We start from the raw sequence: 18,111 nt of genomic DNA, 5'->3' as shown, positions 1-18,111 counted from the left end.
CGTGGTCGTCGCTCCACTGCTTCGTCAGCCGGGTCACGGTGGCCGGCGACAGCCCCGCCGCCGAGCCGAGGAACTGCTCCAGCGCGGGCACGAAGTCCCCCGAGGACAGTCCGTGCAGGTAGAGCAGCGGCAGTACCTCGCTGATCCTGGGCGACTTGCGGCACCACGGCGGCAGGATCTTCGAGGAGAACCGCATCCGTTCTCCAGTGGACGCGTCCACCCGCCTGTCGTCCACGCGCGGGGCCGCGACCTCTACGGGACCCGCGGCGGTGGTCACCGTGCGGGGCCGGTGGTGGCCGTTGCGGACCACCAGACGCCGCCCGGCCCCGTCCGTCTCGGCTGCCAACTCGGCTATGTAATGGTTGACTTCCGCCTCCAACGCGGCGGCGAGCATCCGCCGGGCGCCCTCGCGGACGATCTCATCGATCAGGGAGCCGGACTCGGTGGAACCATCGGCATTCACTACGCTGAGCACGGGCGTGCCTTCCCGCCCCGCGCTGCGAACGCGAGCCTACTCGGTGACCATCACAGGATCATTCGGGAAGGTACGCCCTCCGCATCCTCCCGCGGCCGATCCACAGGTCTTGAGCATTGCTCGCAGGTCCCACGCAGGTGGGTAACGGTTCGCCAGGGGGTTTCCTGGTGCAGCCCGTCGTGGGTGAGCGGAATGCTGCCGGTGGCCAGGCCCCGCAGGAGACGGACGACGTTGGGGTTGCGGAGGCGGATGAGGCGGCTCTTGGGCCGGTCCATTTCCAGCAGGATCTTGACCAGCGGCAGGAAGTTCGAGGCGATACGGCCAGTGCCGTCGTCGAGGAGGCGGGCGAGCGTGCCGGCGAGGGTGCAGTGTTCGCAGAGACGTCCACCGAGTAAGGCCCACCCGTCCCCGTCGGCACGGAGACGCCTGGACCGATTGACCCCCGTCGAGGACGTTGCCATTATGACCCCACCCGCAACTCTGGTCGCATAAACCCCGCTGTCACCTGGTGGTGTAGCCGTCCCGAGCGAGCACCCGGCGCCGCATTCGCCAAAAGGAAGAATATGAGCAAGATCAATCTGCGTGAACTAGCGCTATACACCGTTGGGGCCGGAGTAATCTTCGGGATCGGTCATGCGATATTCGATCCGGAGCCAAGTGTTCTTCGGGGATTTGGCTACGCACTATTTATGGGGCTTGCGCTGGGTTGCCCCATGTACTTCTTCGAAATGCGGCGCAAAAAGTAGGAGACTGGCTTCAAGCTCATCATCGCGACCGAAGCGGCGGAGCCCGACCAGTGCTGGGAATCTCTCCGCGCGGGGCCGAGAAGGCGCGCGAGTCGAGCAGCACTATTCGACCCTCTGCGCGCGGGGAACTTGGCCGCTTGGCGTTCAACGGCCCGAGCCCACTGTTCACCGTCTGTGCCAGTATCGGTGAACCAAAGCCGCCACAGGATGATCTTGGCGAGTCAGGAGCGCTGCATGGCTCCCGACGCAAACAGCTGGACCAGGGTCGAGGCGAGGTGCACCGCCATGACCGCCTCCTGCACTGTCTCGTCCCGGGTTTCCTGCAGGTTGCCGTGACGGCTGGTCTGTCCCGTCCATCATGCTCTCGACCACCGCCAGGCCCTCCGTCCCGGACTTCCCGGCGATCGGCACGCCGAGTTGGGGTTCAGTCAAGGTGAGCCCAAAAGCCGCCATCAGTGGATCTTGACGGACAGTCCGCCATCGCCCGGACGCGGGGCTACGGCTGGGCGGGGAGCAGGGTGAGGCGGACGGGGCGGCCCTGAAGGTGGAAGCTGAACGGTGCCACGATCTCCGGGCCGACGTTCTCGACCAGCCATGCGTCGTCGCCATCCTGGCCGCAGCGCACGTACAGGTGCCCGTCGAGCTCCACGAGGAGCGCGGCGCGCTCCAGGCGCTCGCGGACGTGGTCGGCGAAGGCGAGCATGCCCTTCTTCCAGGCGTCGCGGACGTGCTTGTGCACGGTGGGCAGCTTGTGCGGCACCAGCGGCCAGGCGTAGCCGGGGCCGGGAAGCCGCGCGACCCGGAACCCCTCCCAGGACAGGGAGCCGTTGCTGCCTTCCGGGTAGCCGCACTCGCGGGCCAGGTCTGCCCACTTGTTGGCCTTGATGAGCCGGCGGCAGCGCTCGCAGGCCTTCCAGAGCATCGCGCCGAACGGCAGGCCGATCCGGATGCCCGAGCCGGGGACGAGTTCGGCGGACTGCTCGGCCTGCCCGGCTGGGAAGGCCCACACCACCGGCGGCGACTCGATGCCGGTCGCCGGTTCGTTCGGGCAGAAGTCGCTGGCGGCTCCCGCGTTCTCCAGGTTCATCGGCTCGGCTACGGCGGCTTCGTCCCGGGGAGCGGGGAAGCCGGTGATCGCTTCGAAGACCGTGTTGGGTTCCATGCCCTACATAACTACCGGCGCCGCGGATGGTGATGGCCCCTCCCTGCCACCTGCCTGTCGGCAAACCTACGAATGACGACAGGAGCCGCTGGTGTCCAACGAACCCGGACTTTCCGGGGCCTCGCGGCGGCGCCGATCCAATCAGATCCGATGACGGCTGATGACAGCGTTTGCTGACAGCTAGGGTCGAATGCGATCACCGCAGCCCCTTCGGGCCGAGGCCTCGAAGCAAGCCGCGAGGGCTTCAAGATCATTGCGTGGCGGCTTTTGGGCTCACCTTGGCTGAACCCCGTACACCGTCGACCGGCGCTCCGGACACCGCTTCACGCACGCGGCGTCGGCGATGCCGAGCTGCCCGGCCAGGTACTCCACGACCTCCCACGGCACCGCGAGCGGGTCCTCGCCCAGGAACCGGCCGACGTAGCGGACGGTGCAGATCTGCACCGCCATGCCCAGCCGGTGCGCGTCCGTACGACGCAACGCGATCAGATCACGGTCGTCATCGTCGAGGAAGAAGAACCGCTCCAACTCCGGGCGCGTAGACGCCTCGGTGAACGTCCCGTACGCCTCAGCCTGCTCATCGGTCAGAAATTCCACCGGCACGAGCGGACCGTAGCCAGCGCCCTGGCCCGCCTGGCGATCTTTCCTCGAACCCCAGCGTCAGCCGTATGCGGTGTGCTAACCGACCATGATCGTTCTCACCGGGACTGTCTGTACGCCAACTACTCACGCCCGAGGTCCGTGATCCGGCGCCTTGTCCGTGCCGCGGACCACCCGTCCTCCGGGTCGGGCGACGGTCGTGTTTCCGGCGTGGAGCGTGGTGTCCGGCGCGTGGTGGGGGCAGGGGGTTCAAGGGTCGGCGGGCGCCGCGCCGGTGTGGGTCGGTGGCTCCTCGTCGTCCACCGCGATGACAAGGTGACGGTCGATCTCCGTGGGTGCGCGCGGCGGCTGAGTCGGACGCCCCTACACCGCCTGTGACCAGGGCGTACGGTGTTGCCTCCGGTGCGGCCGCCACCTGCTTAAAGTTTTGCACTATGCAAAGTGTTGCGTAAAAAGAAACGACAATCGTGGACTTCGCATGTCCGGGGGACGCCTTGACAAGGGTATGGGGGCGCCCCACACTGACGTTGCGCTAACCGCAATCCGTTTCGCTATATGCACCCGAGGTGTCATGATGATTCCCGCGTGCCGTCTCGCGGATCTGCCCCGAGGCGAGGCCTACCGGCTCGACATCGACCCGCCTGTCTCGGTGTTCCACACCGACGAGGGTGAGATCTATGCCATTGACGACACGTGCACCCACCAGGACGCGTCGCTCGCAGACGGATGGCTGGAGGGGTGCGAGGTCGAATGCCCCCTCCACGCCTCGAAGTTCGACCTCAGAACCGGGGCGGCGGACTCGCCCCCGGCCAAGCTCCCCGTCCGCACCCACGAGGTCCTGGTCGAAGACGGCATGATCTACGTCCTGCCGTCCACGGAGGCCCCGAACCTGCCACCCTGCATCGCGGCGCGGCTGGCCGGGGGCCTCCGTTGAGGACGGTAGCCGTGGTCGGTGCCTCGCTCGCCGGACTCTCGGCCGCACGCTCGCTGCGCAAGCAGGGGTACGACGGTCGGCTCGTCCTGATCGGCGACGAGCCGCACCGCCCCTACGACAGGCCACCGTTGTCCAAGGAGTTCCTGTCCGGCGACGTCGGCGAGGGAGACCTCGCGCTGGAGTCGGACGGTGAGGACCTCCAGGTGGAGTGGCGGCTCGGCGTGCCGGCCGTGGGACTCGACCGAGGGGAACGCGCGGTGCGGCTCGCGGACGGCGAGGCCGTACCGGCCGACGGGTTCGTCATCGCAACGGGAGCCGCCGCCCGCACCCTTCCGGGCGGTGGGGACCTCGGCGGCGTGCACACGCTGCGCACGCTGGACGACGCCCGTGCCCTGCGCGCGGACCTTGCGCGCGGCGGCAAACTCGTGGTGATCGGCGGTGGGTTCATCGGCGCGGAGGTGGCCTCGACCGCGCTCGGTATGGGACTCGACGTCACGGTAGTGGAAGCCGCATCGACCCCGCTGGCCGGACCGCTCGGCGAAGCCATGGGCGGGGTGGTCTCCACGCTCCACGCCGACCACGGCGTCCGACTGCTCTGTGGGGTCGGTGTGTTCGGCCTCGCGCCGGACAGCGGCGGCCGGAGGGTCGCGGCGGTCCTGCTCCAGGACGGCCGGCGCATTGCCGCCGACACGGTCGTCGTCGGGGTGGGTGCCCGTCCCTGCGTCGACTGGCTGGAGGGCAGCGGCATCGCGCTCGGGGACGGCGTCACGTGCGGGGCGGACGGCCGCACCAGCCTCGCCGGAGTGGTCGCCGTCGGTGATTGCGCCTCCTGGTACGACCCCGCCGTCGGCGTCCACCGGCGGGTGGAGCACTGGACCGGCGCTCGCGAGCGGCCCGATGCTGCCGTGACGGCCCTGCTCTCCGGCGGCGCAGCGCCGACGGCCACGCCGAAGCCACCGTACTTCTGGTCCGACCAGTACGGCGTGCGGATCCAGTTCGCCGGGCACTCCTTCGGTGCCGACAGCGTGACGGTGGAGGAGGGGGTCCCCGCGGACCGCAGTTTCCTCGCGGTCTACCGGCGTTCGGGGCGGCCGGTGGCGGTCCTCGGCATGAACCAACCGCGCCTGTTCACCCGCTGGCGAAAGCAGCTCGGCGCCGCCCTCCCGTGACGCCGCGTCGAGGCGCCCACCTTGTGGTTCACCGCCATACACATCGTTGAGAATTGCGCAGCGCCGTCGACGCCCCCCGTCCCCGGCGTGACGACCGAACGACGACGTCTCCGCGAGGAGTGCACCGTGACCTCCACCAGCCTGCCGGACAGTCTGATCGCCACCCTGCCCGGGGCCTACTACACCGATCCCGGGATCTTCGCCCAGGAACAGGAGCGCATCTTCGAGACGATGTGGTTCTGCGCGGCGCGCTCCTCCGACCTGGCGCGGCCCGGTGCCTTCAGGACCGTCCAGGTGGGCCGCGAGAGCATCCTCGTCACCCGGTCCCGCGACAACGCCGTCCGTGCCTTCTTCAACGTTTGCCGGCACCGTGGTGCCAAGCTCTGCGCGGAGGGGGCCGGTGAGGTCAATCGGGCCTTCCAGTGTCCGTACCACGCATGGACGTACGACCTCACCGGCAAGCTCATCGCCGCGCCCAACCTGACGAAGATGCCCGACGTCGGTCGGGTCGAGTACGGCCTGGCCCCCGTGGCCACGCGGGAATGGCTCGGCTACGTGTGGGTCTGCCTCGCCCCGGCGCCGCCCTCCTTCGAGGAGCAGGTCCTCGGCGAGGTCGTGGCACGCCTGGGCGACGCGGAGTCCATCGAGCACTACGGCATGGAGGACCTGGAGGTCGGCAAGCGGATCGTCTACGACGTCAAGGCGAACTGGAAGCTCATCATCGAGAACTTCATGGAGTGTTACCACTGCGCCACGATCCACCCCGAACTCACCGAGGTGCTGCCCGAGTTCGCCGACGGGTACGCCGCGCAGTACTACGTGGGGCACGGTGCGGCGTTCGGGTCGGAGATCAAGGGCTTCACGGTGGACGGTTCCGAGGGCATGGATCGTATCCCGGGGGTCTCGGACGACCAGGACCGCCGCTACTACGCGATCACCGTCAGGCCCCAGGTGTTCATCAACCTGGTGCCGGACCACGTGGTCTTCCACCGGATGTACCCCGTCGCCGTCGACCGCACGGTCGTCGAGTGCGATTGGCTCTACCTCAGGGAGGTGGTGGACGGCGGCCGGGACGTCAGCCGGTCCGTGGAGCTCTTCGACCGCGTCAACCGGCAGGACTTCGACGCGTGCGAGCGCTGCCAGCCCACCATGAGCTCGCGCCTGTACGCCAAGGGCGGCGTACTCGTGCCCAGCGAGCACCACATCGGGACGTTCCACGGCTGGATCCACGAACGCCTCGGGACCAGGCAGCCCGACTAGGCCGTGTGTCGAAAGTGGATCTTGAGCTGTGAATGATCACGGTTCATGGGTCGGGGAGATCTCACGGACGAGCAGTGGGCGGTGCTGGAGCCGTTGTTGCCGAAGGGTGCCAGGTCGGGGCGGCCACCCGTCTGGCCTCGTCGGCGGTTGATCGACGGCATACGGTTCCGGGTGCGGACCGGAGTTCCGTGGCGGGATGTGCCCGTCGAGTAAGGGCCGTGGGGCCGGGTCTGCGACTTGTTCGCCGGTGGCAGCGGAACGGGACCTGGCAGCGGATCCTCACCCGGCTCCAGTCTCTGGCCGACTCGAAGGGCGCGATCGTCTGGGACCTGAGCGTCGACTCCACGGTGTGCCGTGCCCATGAGCATGCGGCCGGGGCCCGCAAGCAGGGCGACATGCAGAAGGAACCACCGGGCGGTGTCTTCGCTGAGCCCGGAGACCACGGCCTGGGAAGGTCGCGCGGCGGGTTCACCAGTAAGCTCCACCTGGCCGTCGAGCAGGGGCAGAAGCCAATGTCGGTCGTGGTGACGGCAGGACAGCGCGGGGACTCGACGCAGTCCGAACCCGTGCTGGAGAAAGTCCGTGTGCCCCGCGTCGGGCCTGGCCGACCACGTGTCCGCCCCGATCGGGTCCGCGCGGACAAGGCGTACGACTCCCGCAGCAACCGGTCCTACCTGCGCAGACGAGGGATCAGGGCCACGATTCCGGTTCCTGCGGACCGTGTCCGCAACCGCCTCGAACGCGGATCGCGGGGCGGCCGGCCGCCGAAGTTCGACAGAGACCACTACAAGCAGCGGCACGCAGTCGAGTGCGGGATCAACCGGCTTAAGAGCCACCGTGCTGTCGCTACCAGGTACGACAAACTCGCCGTCCGCTACGAAGCGACAGTGCTGGTCGCAGCCCTCAAAGAGTGGCTCTGACCAGGTCTTCCGCGCTGGACGCTAGCGACGACTCTTTCGAGCGTCGCGTCGGAACTGCTCGTAGCCAGCGCGCAGGTTGAGGTAGTCCAGGGCGAGTGCCACACCGCGAGCAGCCCACTTCACTGCCTTCACCAGGACCTCGTCCACAGGAGCCTTCTTTCGGCCGACCTTGTTTCCCCTTCAGACTCCGCTACGGCCCGGACGGTTGCGCGGTTGCCGCAGGGCGAGGTGGCACCCCAAGTGGGCGCTCCTCGAATGCATCGTCGGACTGCGACAGGATCCGAGGCTTTCGATACACCTAGGGCCGACGGCTCGGACCGTGCGGGCCGGCAGCAGCAGTTCCGGGCGCCGCAGGAAGCCGCCGGGGCGTTGCGGCGCCCCGGGCGGGTGCCCGGGGGTGCGCGGTCCCCGCGGAGTCCCGCGTCTCACGCGCGTGCTACGAGCGGGTCAGCCCAGGTACCCCATCCGGTGGCTGATCTCCTCGGCGCCTGCGATCAGCACGGGCGCCACCTCGCCCATGCGTTCCTCGGTGAGCCGGTAGGACGGGCCCGAGGCGCTGAGCGCCGCGATGACGTCGCCGTCCCGGGATCGGATCGGCGCGGCCATGGCGTGCAGGCCGATCTCGAACTCCTCCAGGGTCCGCGCGTAGCCGCGCTCCCTCGCCTCCGTGAGGCTCTTCTCGAGCTTCGTCTTCGCCGTGATGGTGCGGGGAGTCACCTTCTTCATGCCCGCATGGGTCAGCACCTCGGCCCGCTCCTTGGCGGGCAGGTGGGCCAGCAGGATCTTGCCGCTGGACGTGGCGTGCAGCGGGGTCAGCTGGCCGACCCAATTGTGTGCCGCGACAGCGGCGGGGCCGCGCACCTGGAAGAGGTTGATCGCGTACTGCTCCTGCATGACGGCGATGTTCACCGTCTCGCCGATCTCCCCCGCGAGGCGCTCGCAGACCGGGCGGCCCTGCTGGGTGATGTCGATGCGGCCCGTGACGGCGCCGGCGAGGCGTACGATGCCGAAGCCGAGGCGGTACTTACCGCGCTCTCCCGCCTGCTCCACCAGCCCGCGCGCCTCCAGCGCGCCGAGCAGCCGGAACGCGGTGGACTTGTGGACATCGATCTCGGCCGCCACGTCGCTCACGCCCGCCTCGCCGTGCTGGGCGAGGATCTCCAGCACGCTGATGGCGCGGTCGACGGACTGGACCCCTCCGGGCTGCGGACCTGTCGTTTCGTTTTCTGTGCCGTAGTTGCTCACAGCGAAACTATACGCGCAGTAAACAACGAGCGCTTCGAGAGCCCGTCGGGATTCAAGTTGCGTCGATCGCAACCTAGTGCGTATAGCGATACCCGTAATAGCATGCCGCGCGTACCGAACCGCCCGATCGAGACGAGGCAGCCATGGCTTCTTCCCCGCAGTACGACTTCGTCATCGTCGGCGGTGGATCGGCCGGAAGCGCACTGGCGAACCGGCTCTCCGCCGACCCGGGGAACCGCGTGCTGGTGCTGGAGGCCGGTCGGCCCGACTACCCGTGGGATGTGTTCATCCACATGCCCGCGGCCCTCACCTTCCCCATCGGCAGCCGCTTCTACGACTGGAAGTACGAGTCCGAGCCCGAGCCGCACATGGGCGGCCGGCGCGTGTACCACGCCCGCGGCAAGGTGCTCGGCGGTTCCAGCAGCATCAACGGCATGATCTTCCAGCGCGGCAATCCCATGGACTACGAGCGCTGGGCTGCCGACCCGGGCATGAAGACCTGGGACTACGCCCACTGCCTGCCGTACTTCCAGCGCATGGAGAACTGTCTGGCGGCGGAACCCGACGACGAGTTCCGCGGCCACGACGGCCCGCTCGTCCTCGAACGCGGCCCGGCGGCCAGTCCGCTCTTCTCCGCCTTCCTCGAAGCCGTCCAGGAAGCCGGGTACCCGCGCACCGACGACGTCAACGGCTACCGCCAGGAGGGCTTCGCGCCCTTCGACCGCAACGTCCACCGCGGGCGTCGGCTGTCCGCCTCCAAGGCATACCTGAAGCCGGTGCGCAGGCGCCCCAACCTCGACGTCAGGACCCGCTCCCTCGTCACCCGCGTGCTCTTCGAGGGCAAGCGTGCCGTCGGTGTCGAGTACCGGCGTCGCGGTCGGGGCCCCGTCGAGCAGGTGCGGGCCCGTGAGGTCATCCTCTGCGGCGGTGCGATCAACTCCCCACAACTGCTGCAGCTCTCGGGGGTCGGCAATGCCGAGGAGTTGGCGGCCCTGGGCATCGACGTCGTGCACCATCTTCCCGGTGTCGGCGAGAACCTGCAGGACCACCTGGAGGTGTACGTCCAGTACGCCTGCAAGCAGCCGGTCTCCATGCAGCCGTACATGAAGTGGTACCGCTACCCCCTCATCGGCCTGCAGTGGCTCTTCCGCAAGGGCCCCGCCGCGACCAACCACTTCGAGGCCGGCGGCTTCGTGCGCAGCAACGAGGACGTGGACTACCCCAACCTGATGTTCCACTTCCTCCCCGTTGCGGTCCGTTACGACGGGTCCTCGCCCGCAGGCGGACACGGTTACCAGGTGCACGTCGGTCCCATGTACTCCGATGCGGTCGGCTCGGTGAAGATCAAGAGCGGGGACCCCCGCGAGCGTCCGGCCCTGCGCTTCAACTACCTGTCCACCGAACAGGACCGGCGCGAGTGGGTGGAGGCGGTCCGGGTGACCCGCACCCTGCTCAACCAACCCGCGCTCTCCCCCTACAACGACGGGGAGGTCTCGCCGGGTCCCTCCGTGGAGAGCGACGAGGAGATCCTCGCCTGGGTGGCGGAGGAGGGAGAGACGGCCCTGCACCCGTCCTGCACCTGCAAGATGGGGACCGACGAGATGGCCGTGGTCGATCCGCTGAGCATGCGGGTCCACGGTGTGGACGGGCTGCGGGTCGTCGACGCCTCCGTGATGCCGTACGTCACCAACGGCAACATCTATGCTCCAGTGATGATGATCGCAGAAAAGGCCGCCGACCTGATCCTCGGCAGGGAGCCGCTCCCGCCGTCCGAGGCCCGGTACTACCGCCACCGCGACCCGCGGTGAGAACGCTGCTCAAGAGCGTCCGCTACGAGGTCCTGCCGGCGAAGTCCACGCACGACACGGTCCTCGCCCACGTGCCGCGCGACGTGGTGGTCACGGTCACCGCGTCCCCGGTCAAGGGGTTGGAGCCGACGCTCGACCTCGCGACCCGGCTGTCCGCGCAGGGCTACCGCGTGGTCCCGCACGTGCCCGCCCGGTCCCTGCGCGACGGCGGCCACCTGGCGGAGGTGGTGCACCGGCTGCGGGAGGCCGGGGTGGACGACGTCTTCGTACCGGCCGGCGACGCCGATCCGCCCGCGGGGCCCTACGAGTGTGCGCTGCCCGTGCTGCGGCGACTGGACGAGTTGGGCAACCCCTTCGCCCGGATCGGCATCACCGGTTACCCGGAGAGTCATCCGATCATCGGCGACGACGCGGCGGTCCGGGCGATGCGGGACAAACACGCCCATGCCGCCTACATCGTGAGCAACCTGTGTTTCGACCCACGGCTCCTCGGAGACTGGGTCATGCGGGTGCGGCGGCGCGCCGTCACACTGCCGATGTACATAGGGGTGGCCGGGCCCGTGCAGCGGACGAAGCTACTGGCCGTGGCGGCGAAGATCGGAGTGGGGGAGTCCACACGCTTCCTGACCCGCCACGCTTCCTGGTTCGCGCGCTTCGCCGCGCCGGGCGGCTACGCGCCCGAGCGGCTGCTGCGGCGCAGCGCACCCGTGCTGACCGCGCCCGAAGCGGCGGTGTCGGGCCTCCACGTGTTCACGTTCAACCAGATCGCCGAAACGGAGCGCTGGCGGCGCGACACGCTGGCGCGGCTCGACGGCTGCTAGAGCGCTTCTCCTCCGGCCGGCCCGTGGCGGAGCGAGCAAAGGGACCGCCCCGGACCTTCGCCCCCTCGTGTCCGGACCGTGCGCCGGGGGGCAGCGGGCTGCGGGCCCCTTCCCGGCCCGCTGCTCAACGGAACACGACGGTCCGGCTTCCCTCCACCATCACGCGGCTCTCGCTGTGCCACTTCACCGCGTGGGCGAGTACCCGGGCCTCCACGTCCCGCCCCACCGTGACGAGTTCGTGCGGGTCCAGCGAGTGGTCCACGCGGACCACGTCCTGCTCGATGATCTGCCCCTCGTCCAGGTCCGGCGTCACGTAGTGCGCCGTCGCGCCGACCAGTTTCACGCCCCGGTCGTACGCCTGTCGGTAGGGACGTGCGCCCTTGAAGCTGGGAAGGAAGGAGTGGTGGATGTTGATGGCGCGTCCTTCGAGCTGCTTGCACAGGTCGTCCGAGAGGATCTGCATGTAGCGCGCGAGCACCACCAGGTCGACGTCCAACTCGTGCACGAGCTCCATGAGGCGGGCCTCCGCCGCAGCCTTGGTCGCCTTGGACACCGGGACGTGGTGGAACGGGATGCCGTACGTACCGGCCAGCTCGGCGAAGTCCTCGTGGTTGGAGACCACGGCGGGGACTTCGATGTTGAGGGCGCCGGTGCGGCAGCGGAAGAGCAGGTCGTTCAGGCAGTGGCCGACCCGGGACACCATGATGAGCGTGCGGGTCGGGGTCCAGGCCCCACGCAGAGTCCACGTGATCCGGTGAGCCTCGGCGACCGGGCCGAACCTGTCGCGCAGCTCCTCCAGGCCGGTATCCGGGTCGGACACCTCGAAGTGGACCCTCATGGAGAAGCGGCCCTGTAGCCGGTCGTCGAACTGCTGGCTCTCAAGGATGTTGCCCGAGTTCCGGACCAGGAAGCCGCTCACCGCGTGGACCAGGCCGGGCTGGTCGGGGCACGAGAGCGTGAGGATGAATGCACGGCCAGGGTGTTGTCGAGGGGACATGCGCTGCCTCCGTTGGTGCGTATCGCACAACAGGGTGAGTGATACGCAACATGGTTGGCTTGTCGCGGCGCTGGGTCAAGGGAGTCGGTGCAAGCCGGCTCCGAGTGTGAAACAGGCTGGTCTCGCCCTCTTGACGTAGGTCACACACTCAGCAATGGTGTTCCACCACAAGCAATGCGGTGCATGATGCGCAACGACTTCGCTCGATCGAAGGGCTCCGCTCGTGTCAGACCTGTATGTGGACGGAGTATGGTGCGATCCGGTGGCCGGCGGCCGCCGGGAGATCCGTTGCCCCGCAGACGGCACACTCGCCGCGGTCGTATCCGAAGGAACCAGGCCCGACAGCGAGGCCGCGATCGCCGCCGCCCGACGAGCTTTCGACGAAGGACCGTGGCCCCGAACCCCCGAACGCGAGCGCGGGGCCCTGCTGTCGCGCACCGCCGATCTGATCGAGCGCGACGGCGATCACTTCGCCCGCGCCGAGTCGCTCGACACCGGCAAGCGGCTGGTGGAAAGCGCGTACGACGTCGCGGACGTGGTCTCCTGCTTCCGCTACCACGCAGGGATCGCCGGCACCAGCGCCGGGCGTGTGGTGGACACCGGACGTCACGACGCGATCAGCCGCGTCGGATACGAACCCGTCGGCGTGTGCGGACTGATCACCCCGTGGAACTACCCGCTGCTCCAGGCGTCGTGGAAGGTCGCCCCCGCGCTGTTGGCCGGAAACACCGTCGTCCTGAAGCCGAGCGAGCTCACTCCGTCCACGTCCGTTCTGCTGATTCGGGCCCTCGAGGAGGCGGGCCTGCCCGCCGGGGCGGCCAATCTCGTACTGGGCCCCGGACCGGAGGTGGGCGCGCCACTGTGCGAGGACCCCGCCGTCGACATGGTCTCCTTCACCGGGGGACTGGACACGGGCCGGCGGATCATGGCCGCGGCGGCCGCGACCGTCAAGAAGATAGCCCTCGAACTGGGCGGAAAGAACCCCAACGTCGTCTTCGCGGACGCCGACTTCGAGACCGCGGTGGACTTCGCCCTCACAGCGGCGTTCCTCCACTCCGGGCAGGTGTGCTCGGCCGGCGCCCGGCTCGTCGTCGAGGACGGTCTCCACGACGCCTTCGTCGACGAGGTCGTGCGCCGGGCCCGGATGATCCGGCTCGGCGGGCCCTTCGATCCCCAGGCAGACACGGGGCCCCTGGTGTCAGCACACCACCTGGAGAAGGTCGAAGCGTACGTCGCGACGGGCATCGCCGAAGGCGCCGTACTGCGGTGCGGCGGCAGCCGGCCGGACGACCCGGCTCTCGCCTCCGGCCACTACTTCCCGCCGACCGTGCTGGACGCCTGTCACCAGGGCATGCGCGCGGTGCACGAGGAGTCGTTCGGACCGGTGCTGACCGTCGAGCGCTTCCACGGCGAGGACGACGCCGTGCGCATCGCCAACGACACCGAGTACGGACTGGCCGGAGCGGTGTGGACCCAGGACGCGGGCCGAGCCGAGCGGGTGGCTCGACGGCTGCGCCACGGCACCGTGTGGATCAACGACTACCACCCCTACGTCCCGCAGGCGGAGTGGGGCGGTTTCGGGCATTCGGGAGTGGGCCGGGAACTGGGGCCGACGGGCCTCGACGAATACCGCGAGCCCAAGCACATATGGCAGAACATCCAACCCCGGCCGCAGCACTGGTTCGCGGCGACAGGCCGAAGAGAGGTCGACCGTGACCCCCACAGAGACTGAACTCCCCGGCCCTCGCGGCGCGTCCGAGGACCGGGGCCGGACCCCGGTCGTCTCCGTGCGCGGGTTGTGGAAGGTATTCGGGCCGAAGGCCGACCGGGTACCGGGGTCCGATGAGCTGTGCGCACTCACCCGGCGCGAGCTCATGGACCGCACGGGTTGCACGGCGGCCGTCAGGGACGTCAGCTTCGACGTGGCACCCGGTGAGGTCTTCGTCGTGATGGGCCTGTCCGGCTCCGGCAAGTCGACCCTGGTGCGATGCCTCACCCGGCTCGTGGAACCCACCGCGGGGGACATCGGCTTCGAGGGCGAGGACATCCGCGCCGCGGACCCGAGGAGGCTCCGCGAGCTGCGACGCCGTTCCTTCTCCATGGTCTTCCAGCACTTCGGGTTGCTGCCGCACCGCCGGGTCCTCGACAACGTCTCCTTCGGACTGGAGATCCGTGGCACGGCGAGGGCCGAGCGCACCCAGCGGGCACGGGAGGTCATCGAACTGGTGGGCCTCGCCGGATACGAGAACTCCTACCCCGATCAGCTTTCCGGCGGCATGCAGCAACGCGTCGGCCTCGCCCGCGCCCTCGCCGGCGATCCCGACGTCCTCTACTTCGACGAACCCTTCTCGGCTCTCGACCCGCTGATCCGCCGGGACATGCAGAACGAGGTCATCAGGCTGCACCGTGAGGTGGGCAAGACCATGGTCTTCATCACCCACGACCTGTCCGAGGCGCTCAAGCTCGGCGACCGGATCCTCATCATGCGCGACGGCGAGACGGTGCAGTGCGGCACGGGCGACGAGTTGGTCGGCGCACCCGCCGACGACTACGTGCGCGAGTTCGTCAGGGACGTGCCGCGGTCCGAGGTCCTCACCCTGCGTTGGATCGTGCGCCAACCCGGGCCCGACGACCCCCTGGACGGGCCCGAACTGGGGCCTGACGTGGTGGTGCGCGAGGCGACGCGGGCGGTGCTCGCGGCCGACGGGCCCGTCAGGGTCGTCGAGGGCGGACGGCTGCTGGGCGTCGTCGGCGACGAGGAGATCCTCGCCGTCGTCGCCGGACGACGAGGCGGTGCGTGATGGCCGTCGCCGCAGGCGTGGCCGCCCCCGGCGCGGACACACGCAGAGTCCGGCGACGTTTCGTGGTGGCCGCGGTCCTGGTCGTCTGGCTGGTGTTGTTCGCAGCCCTGCGCGGACGGCAGACCCTCGCGCTGGCGGCCGCCGACCTCACGGAACTGCACCGCTGGTTCAACTCGGTCAACGACGCCATCGGGGCGAACCGCAACAGCAATCCGCTCTTCCTCTACTTCTTCAATGAGATCCGGCTGGTCATCGACCACCTCGTCAGCTTCATCCAGTCACTGATCTCCCAGCCGACGGGTGACCGTCCCGTTCCCGTCGTCGGATGGCTCGGTGTCGTCGCGCTGGCCGGGTACGTCGCCTGGGCCTTCGGGAACGCCCGCGTCGCCCTTCTGGCAATCGCCGGATTCGTCTTCTTCGGGCTGCAGGGCCTGTGGCAGCAGAGCATGGACACACTGGCCCTGACCCTCGCGGCGGTGCTGGTCTCCCTGCTCATCGGGATCCCGCTGGGCATCGGGGCCGGGCTGTCCGACCGGGTGAACCGTGCGATCACACCGTTCCTGGACTTCATGCAGACGATGCCGACGTTCGTCTACTTGGCTCCGCTGACCCTGTTCTTCCTCATCGGCCCGGCGTCCGCGACCATCGCCACCCTCATCTACGCGGCGCCTCCCGCCGTCCGTATCACCGCACACGCCATCCGCTCGGTCCCCGCCGCCACCGTCGAGGCCGCCGAGTCGATGGGATCCACCCGGCGGCAGACACTCACCAAGGTGCTGCTTCCGCTGTCCAAGCGGACGGTGGTGATGGGTGTGAACCAGACCATCATGGCCGCGCTGTCCATGGTCACCATCGCCGCGCTGATCGACGCGCCCGGACTCGGCAAGACGGTCGTCAAGGCGCTGCAGACGCTCGACGTGGGCGTCGCCTTCAACGCCGGTCTCGCGATCGTGGTCATGGCCATCGTGCTGGACCGGGTGACGACCGCGGCGGGGGAGCGGGCGGAGCCGACGGGGCGGCGCGGCGCGAGCCGCTTCGCCGGGTGGCGCAGACCCCTGCTCGCCGCCGGTGCCGCGGCTGCGGCGGTGTGTGTCTGGCTCTCCCACACCTACGTGTGGGCCGCCGAGTTCCCGGGGGACGCCGGTTTGGGGAGCGGGATCGCCCGGACCGCCGACTCGGTCACCCAGTGGTCGCAGAACACCTTCGGCGGTCTGACGAACGGGACGCGGGACGTGACCACCACCATGTTGCTCAATCCGTTCGAGACCTTGCTCACCGACTCCCCGTGGTGGTTGGTCGCCTTCGTCCTGGTCACCGTCGGAGCCGTGTTCGGCGGGTGGCGCGCCGGCGCCACGGCGGCCGGATGCGTGGTCCTGCTCGTCGGTACGGGAGTGTGGTCGGACAGCATGACGACGCTCGCCTCCACGGCGGTGGCCACCCTGATGGTGCTGCTCCTCGGTGTCGTGGTGGGTGTCTGGATGGGCCGCAGTCGGCTCGCCGACCGACTCATCAGGCCCAGCCTCGACGCCGGCCAGACCATGCCCTCGTTCGTGTACCTGGTGCCGTTCCTTGCGCTGTTCGGCGCCACGCGCTTCACCGCCATCATCGCCGCGGTCGTCTTCGCCGCCCCGGTGACCATCAAGATCATCGCCGATGGGGTACGCGCCGTCCCCGCGACCACGGTGGAGGCCGCCACGGCCGCCGGCTCCAGCGTCCGGCAGACCATCACCAAGGTCCAACTCCCCATGTCGCGCAGCGCTCTTACCCTCGCGGTGAACCAGGGGCTGATCTACGTCCTGTCCATGGTGGTCGTCGGCGGGCTGGTCGGCGCAGGAGCCCTGGGCTACGACGTCGTAGCCGGCTTCTCGCAGGGCGAGCTGTACGGCAAGGGCCTCGCGGCGGGTCTCGCCATCGTCCTGCTGGGGGTCATGTTCGACCGGATTACCGGGGCGGCCGCGCGGCGTTCCGCAACGCCAGGCGCACGCTAGGCCGGCCCCAGCCCGGCAGCCAAGGAAGAAGCACAGGAGGCAGCACATGATGGGGAACCTCACGACGCAGTCGCGACCCGCGAGACGCGCGGTGGCCGGCCTGGCGGCCCTGGGCCTGGCCGCAGTCGCCGGGTGCAGCGGTGCCAAGGTCGGGGAGTCCGGTTCGGGTGCGTCGGGCGGCCCGTCCGGCACGTGCGGCACGTTCAACCTCGCGGTCAACCCGTGGGTCGGGTACGAGGCGAACGCCGCGGTCATCGCCTACGTCGCCGAGAAGGACCTCAGGTGCCAGGTCACCAAGAAGGACCTCAAGGAAGAGGTCGCCTGGCAGGGCTTCGGTACCGGCGAAGTGGACGCCGTCGTGGAGAACTGGGGCCACGACGACTTGAAGAAGAAGTACATCACGGACCAGAAGTCCGCGGTGGCGGCCGGTACGACCGGCAACAAGGGGGTCATCGGGTGGTTCGTGCCGCCGTGGCTGGCCAAGGAACACCCGGACATCACCGACTGGAAGAACCTCAACAAGTACGCGGACCGCTTCAGGACGTCGGAGTCGGGCGACAAGGGCCAGTTCCTCGACGGCGACCCCTCGTTCGTCACCAATGACGCGGCACTCGTGAAGAACCTCAAGCTTGACTACAAGGTCGTCTACGGCGGCAGCGAGGCCGCGCTGATCCAGGCGTTCCGGCAGGCAGAAGCGAAGAAGAGCTGGGTGATCGGCTACTTCTACGCGCCTCAGTGGTTCCTGTCGGAGGTCGAGCTGGTGAAGGTCAACCTACCGACGTACACGCCCGGTTGTGACGCCGACGCCGAGAAGGTGGCCTGCGACTACCCCGAATACCAACTCGACAAGATCGTGAGCAAGAAGTTCGCCGACTCGGGGAGTCCGGCCTACGACCTCGTGAAGAACTTCACCTGGACGAACGAGGACCAGAACCTCGTGGCGAAGTACATCGCCCAGGACAAGATGTCTCCCGAGGCGGCGGCCGAGAAGTGGGTGGAGTCCAATCGGCAGAAGGTTGACGCCTGGCTCGAGAAGGGCTGATCCACCGGGGCGACGACGCACAGCCGTGGGGGGGGGGGGGGGGGGGGGCGTCCGTCAGCCGTTCTTGATTTTTTTTTTCCCTTCGGCCACCCGACCCCACCCGGACCCCCCCCCCACCATCAAACTACCGATCTTGTGTTCAG

At 68.8% G+C, this 18,111-nt stretch carries 17 protein-coding genes and 1 pseudogene; 11 read left to right on the top strand and 7 right to left on the bottom strand.

Annotation, left to right across the window (positions count from 1 at the left end):
* The coding region (locus tag ACFXOM_RS08590) for a transposase (protein WP_385037414.1) at positions 1-475 on the bottom strand (475 nt) is incomplete at its 3' end.
* Positions 476-525: 50 nt separating this feature from the next.
* On the bottom strand, positions 526-936 hold the full coding sequence (locus tag ACFXOM_RS08585) for a hypothetical protein (protein ID WP_385037411.1): 411 nt from the start codon (positions 934-936) through the stop codon (positions 526-528).
* Positions 937-1,038: 102 nt separating this feature from the next.
* On the opposite strand from ACFXOM_RS08585, the gene ACFXOM_RS08580 reads away from it, so the two are divergent.
* Complete coding sequence (locus ACFXOM_RS08580; RefSeq protein WP_385037408.1) at positions 1,039-1,221, top strand: hypothetical protein; 183 nt, start codon at positions 1,039-1,041, stop codon at positions 1,219-1,221.
* A gap of 496 nt (positions 1,222-1,717) precedes the next feature.
* On the opposite strand, the gene ACFXOM_RS08575 is transcribed toward ACFXOM_RS08580, so the two are convergent.
* Both ACFXOM_RS08575 and ACFXOM_RS08570 read right to left on the bottom strand, forming a co-directional pair.
* Positions 1,718-2,383 (bottom strand): hypothetical protein, encoded by a 666-nt coding sequence (locus tag ACFXOM_RS08575; RefSeq protein ID WP_385037405.1) that lies wholly within the window; start codon positions 2,381-2,383, stop codon positions 1,718-1,720.
* A 291-nt stretch (positions 2,384-2,674) separates the two neighbouring features.
* A pseudogene (locus ACFXOM_RS08570) lies at positions 2,675-2,986 on the bottom strand (DUF4158 domain-containing protein); the annotation flags it as partial.
* A gap of 568 nt (positions 2,987-3,554) precedes the next feature.
* Between ACFXOM_RS08570 and ACFXOM_RS08565 the strand changes: the two are divergent.
* From ACFXOM_RS08565 to ACFXOM_RS08550, 4 genes are all read left to right on the top strand, one after another.
* Positions 3,555-3,917: a bifunctional 3-phenylpropionate/cinnamic acid dioxygenase ferredoxin subunit gene (locus ACFXOM_RS08565; protein ID WP_384928784.1), complete on the top strand. Its 363-nt coding sequence runs from the start codon at positions 3,555-3,557 to the stop codon at positions 3,915-3,917.
* On the top strand, positions 3,914-5,086 hold the full coding sequence (locus ACFXOM_RS08560) for an NAD(P)/FAD-dependent oxidoreductase (RefSeq protein WP_384928782.1): 1,173 nt from the start codon (positions 3,914-3,916) through the stop codon (positions 5,084-5,086). The genes ACFXOM_RS08565 and ACFXOM_RS08560 overlap by 4 nt, the downstream gene beginning before the upstream one ends.
* Before the next feature lie 126 nt (positions 5,087-5,212).
* Positions 5,213-6,346: an aromatic ring-hydroxylating dioxygenase subunit alpha gene (locus ACFXOM_RS08555; protein ID WP_384928780.1), complete on the top strand. Its 1,134-nt coding sequence runs from the start codon at positions 5,213-5,215 to the stop codon at positions 6,344-6,346.
* 45 nt (positions 6,347-6,391) lie between these two features.
* Positions 6,392-7,266 (top strand): IS5 family transposase gene (locus ACFXOM_RS08550; RefSeq protein WP_385037402.1). Its coding sequence is split into 2 segments (ribosomal slippage): positions 6,392-6,551 and positions 6,551-7,266, totalling 876 coding nucleotides; the frame shifts between segments, so codons are not numbered across the junction.
* A 21-nt stretch (positions 7,267-7,287) separates the two neighbouring features.
* On the opposite strand, the gene ACFXOM_RS08545 is transcribed toward ACFXOM_RS08550, so the two are convergent.
* Both ACFXOM_RS08545 and ACFXOM_RS08540 read right to left on the bottom strand, forming a co-directional pair.
* Entirely contained in the window at positions 7,288-7,413 is a 126-nt protein-coding gene (locus tag ACFXOM_RS08545) for a hypothetical protein (RefSeq protein ID WP_384928776.1), read from the bottom strand.
* A 300-nt stretch (positions 7,414-7,713) separates the two neighbouring features.
* Positions 7,714-8,511: an IclR family transcriptional regulator gene (locus ACFXOM_RS08540; protein ID WP_384928773.1), complete on the bottom strand. Its 798-nt coding sequence runs from the start codon at positions 8,509-8,511 to the stop codon at positions 7,714-7,716.
* Positions 8,512-8,654: 143 nt separating this feature from the next.
* Between ACFXOM_RS08540 and betA the strand changes: the two genes are divergently transcribed.
* Positions 8,655-10,319, top strand: a complete 1,665-nt coding sequence (gene betA / locus ACFXOM_RS08535; RefSeq protein WP_384928770.1) for a choline dehydrogenase — start codon at positions 8,655-8,657, stop codon at positions 10,317-10,319.
* Entirely contained in the window at positions 10,316-11,140 is an 825-nt protein-coding gene (locus tag ACFXOM_RS08530) for a methylenetetrahydrofolate reductase (RefSeq protein WP_384928767.1), read from the top strand. The genes betA and ACFXOM_RS08530 overlap by 4 nt, the downstream gene beginning before the upstream one ends.
* Before the next feature lie 124 nt (positions 11,141-11,264).
* Here the strand turns inward: ACFXOM_RS08530 and purU are convergent, their stop codons facing one another.
* On the bottom strand, positions 11,265-12,137 hold the full coding sequence (gene purU / locus ACFXOM_RS08525) for a formyltetrahydrofolate deformylase (RefSeq protein WP_384928764.1): 873 nt from the start codon (positions 12,135-12,137) through the stop codon (positions 11,265-11,267).
* A 223-nt stretch (positions 12,138-12,360) separates the two neighbouring features.
* Here purU and ACFXOM_RS08520 point away from each other — a divergent pair, with 223 nt between their 5' ends.
* Genes ACFXOM_RS08520 through ACFXOM_RS08505 form a run of 4 tightly spaced genes read left to right on the top strand, consistent with a single transcriptional unit; the run spans position 12,361 to position 17,968 of the window.
* On the top strand, positions 12,361-13,869 hold the full coding sequence (locus ACFXOM_RS08520; protein WP_385037399.1) for an aldehyde dehydrogenase family protein: 1,509 nt from the start codon (positions 12,361-12,363) through the stop codon (positions 13,867-13,869).
* The gene (locus ACFXOM_RS08515) at positions 13,850-14,938 is read left to right on the top strand and encodes a glycine betaine/L-proline ABC transporter ATP-binding protein (protein WP_384928758.1); all 1,089 of its coding nucleotides are present in this window, start codon (positions 13,850-13,852) and stop codon (positions 14,936-14,938) included. Before ACFXOM_RS08520 ends, ACFXOM_RS08515 begins: the two co-directional genes overlap by 20 nt.
* The gene (locus ACFXOM_RS08510) at positions 14,938-16,926 is read left to right on the top strand and encodes an ABC transporter permease subunit (protein ID WP_384928755.1); all 1,989 of its coding nucleotides are present in this window, start codon (positions 14,938-14,940) and stop codon (positions 16,924-16,926) included. Before ACFXOM_RS08515 ends, ACFXOM_RS08510 begins: the two co-directional genes overlap by 1 nt.
* Before the next feature lie 46 nt (positions 16,927-16,972).
* On the top strand, positions 16,973-17,968 hold the full coding sequence (locus tag ACFXOM_RS08505) for an ABC transporter substrate-binding protein (RefSeq protein WP_384928752.1): 996 nt from the start codon (positions 16,973-16,975) through the stop codon (positions 17,966-17,968).
* Positions 17,969-18,111: the final 143 nt, after the last annotated feature.

It is taken from the genome of Streptomyces sp. NPDC059169 (genome assembly GCF_042755225.1).
GTDB lineage: Bacteria > Actinomycetota > Actinomycetes > Streptomycetales > Streptomycetaceae > Streptomyces.
Note: the sequence above shows the minus strand (reverse complement) of the source record. Positions and strands in the feature narration are given on the sequence as shown.

Coding starts and splice junctions, on each gene's coding strand:
- ACFXOM_RS08505 (WP_384928752.1), top strand. CDS start 16,973: ATGATGGGGAACCTCACGACGCAGTCGCGACCCGCGAGACGCGCGGTG.
- ACFXOM_RS08580 (WP_385037408.1), top strand. CDS start 1,039: ATGAGCAAGATCAATCTGCGTGAACTAGCGCTATACACCGTTGGGGCC.
- ACFXOM_RS08565 (WP_384928784.1), top strand. CDS start 3,555: ATGATGATTCCCGCGTGCCGTCTCGCGGATCTGCCCCGAGGCGAGGCC.
- purU (WP_384928764.1), bottom strand. CDS start 12,137: ATGTCCCCTCGACAACACCCTGGCCGTGCATTCATCCTCACGCTCTCG.
- betA (WP_384928770.1), top strand. CDS start 8,655: ATGGCTTCTTCCCCGCAGTACGACTTCGTCATCGTCGGCGGTGGATCG.
- ACFXOM_RS08575 (WP_385037405.1), bottom strand. CDS start 2,383: ATGGAACCCAACACGGTCTTCGAAGCGATCACCGGCTTCCCCGCTCCC.
- ACFXOM_RS08585 (WP_385037411.1), bottom strand. CDS start 936: ATGGCAACGTCCTCGACGGGGGTCAATCGGTCCAGGCGTCTCCGTGCC.
- ACFXOM_RS08510 (WP_384928755.1), top strand. CDS start 14,938: ATGGCCGTCGCCGCAGGCGTGGCCGCCCCCGGCGCGGACACACGCAGA.